Origin of the sequence: Desulfobotulus mexicanus (genome assembly GCF_006175995.1) — a bacterium.
Taxonomy (GTDB): domain Bacteria; phylum Desulfobacterota; class Desulfobacteria; order Desulfobacterales; family ASO4-4; genus Desulfobotulus; species Desulfobotulus mexicanus.
Genome location: NZ_VDMB01000062.1, coordinates 1 through 1,749, shown reverse-complemented (window position 1 = coordinate 1,749; position 1,749 = coordinate 1). Strand labels below are relative to the sequence as shown.

Below are 1,749 nucleotides of genomic sequence, written 5' to 3'. Positions count from 1 at the left end.
AGCCCAAGCTGCCCGATTTTATCCCTCAGGCCCCAAAGGGTTCGGTGAGCCACATAGCAGCTGGAGTCGGAAGGGTATGTAATGTTCAGTGCATAGTGCCACTCGATATTAAGGGCATATTGCCGAATMGCCTGATCATCAGTCAGATCCTCCATCTGCTGTAACAAAACAAGTCCGAGCATGGCATGGAGTTCCTTGGTAGGCCGACCCTTCCCGTCGTCAAAGAGATGAWACAGTTTCTTGACCGGAAGTCTGTGGAGGATTTCTTCACGAAACAGATGCGCCCATGATGACTCCAGAAGAGCCAGCCTCTTTGGACCAAGATGCTCAAACGGGCTGAACATGTCGTACTGTTTGTGGTCTTTGACGTAGATCATGCAAAATCCTTATAATAGATTAATATCACAGGATATACATACCAAAAACGGCTCTTTAAATCAATAGCAAAATCATATAAAGACAACAAATTTAAACGGTTATGAAATTTTGTTTTTTTGCGAGTCCATCAACTGTGTTAAAAATTTTTGATAAAGCAAAGGTAAAGCAAGATGATCAAGCAATGAAAAAAGCCTGTGAACTTGGTCAAAAACTCGCAAAATCACTGAAATAAAAGGTAATTAGCCAACCAAAAATCCATGTTGGCCGCTTGAGAATGCGGCAACGTAGCTTCCCATTCTGTAAACATTACCTTTTCTGATTACACACCTGACCCAGCCACAGTTTGCAGATCTGATTGCTGTCAGGCCATGGTTGAAGGCTCATATGGCTGAAAGATCGTGGTAATCAGACTGCCTTTTGATGAAAACAATTTATAATATCAGGCTATTGCAAATGATATAAAATGAATAAGACAGGAAGACCCTTTTTCGATGATTTGATAAAAAACAAATACCACATCTTTAGTTTTGAAAATACAAATATATCAGGATATTACCCTGCCGGTTTATTAGGAATCATTGCTGAAATGTCAAATTTCAAAACCGGACTCAAAATTAAAATTGGTAAGATATACTCTGTAAGAGCTTTTTTCCCGATTTCAACACCGGAAAAACCCTGATCCTTGCAACCCACCATCTGGAAGGGCTGAACTGGCTGGACTTTCTTGTGCACATGGAAAAGGGAAGCATGGTGCTAACCGGGAAAATCTTATAAATCCTTTTCAAAGGAGATGAAATGCTGCGGTTAAAACCGGATCCACTTCTTTCTCCCCTTGTTCTCTGCCTTCTTTTCTTTCTGTCTCTGCCCCTATTTTCCTCTGCCATGGATCTCGACCCCATGCTGCCGGAAGTCTATTCGGAAGAAAGGGAGATCAGGGGCTGGTGGATGAGTGAAAAGCTGGATGGCATCCGAGGATACTGGGATGGTACATCCATGTTCAGCAGAAACGGCACCCCCCTTTTTCCTCCGGATTTTTTTACTGCGGGCCTCCCGCCCTTTGCCATCGAAGGCGAGCTTTGGGCAGGCAGACAAGCCTTTGAAAAGACCGCTTCCATTGTCATGCCTGAACCTCCCCATGGCTAAAGCCAGGGGGTTCTGACAGCAAGGGCTGCATCTCTTCGTGGCTCTCGCCTTGCGGCTACAGCATCCACGACCTCGATACATTCCGATCTGTCTTTGACGGACGAACAGCTCTGTCTCCGGATACCGAAGCTCGAAGGCACAGACCTCCGATTTGCTGTTTCACTTACCCTTGACATCGCCCGTCGCAGCAGCGGTTCCGCAGCCGACCAGTCTTTATTCGCCTGATGG

At 45.2% G+C, this 1,749-nt stretch carries 4 protein-coding genes; 2 read left to right on the top strand and 2 right to left on the bottom strand.

Features of this window, described 5'->3' with window-relative positions:
- Positions 1 to 377: transposase (locus FIM25_RS16880; RefSeq protein ID WP_139451018.1), on the bottom strand; the 377-nt coding region annotated here is incomplete at its 3' end.
- 464 nt (positions 378 to 841) lie between these two features.
- Here FIM25_RS16880 and FIM25_RS16875 point away from each other — a divergent pair.
- Positions 842 to 1,057, top strand: a complete 216-nt coding sequence (locus tag FIM25_RS16875) for a hypothetical protein (protein ID WP_139451017.1) — start codon at positions 842 to 844, stop codon at positions 1,055 to 1,057.
- Positions 1,058 to 1,173: 116 nt separating this feature from the next.
- Positions 1,174 to 1,521 carry a DNA ligase-like domain-containing protein gene (locus FIM25_RS16870; protein ID WP_139451016.1) on the top strand — a complete coding sequence of 116 codons (348 nt, stop codon included), beginning with the start codon at positions 1,174 to 1,176 and terminating at the stop codon, positions 1,519 to 1,521.
- Here FIM25_RS16870 and FIM25_RS17445 read toward each other — a convergent pair.
- A partial coding sequence (locus tag FIM25_RS17445) for a hypothetical protein (RefSeq protein ID WP_218961498.1) occupies positions 1,518 to 1,749 on the bottom strand: 232 nt, incomplete at its 5' end. The two genes, FIM25_RS16870 and FIM25_RS17445, sit on opposite strands and share 4 nt — an antisense overlap.

What these genes read in the sequence shown, in the direction of transcription:
- FIM25_RS16870 (WP_139451016.1), top strand. Translation starts at nt 1,174, where the DNA reads ATGCTGCGGTTAAAACCGGATCCACTTCTTTCTCCCCTTGTTCTCTGC.
- FIM25_RS16875 (WP_139451017.1), top strand. Translation starts at nt 842, where the DNA reads ATGAATAAGACAGGAAGACCCTTTTTCGATGATTTGATAAAAAACAAA.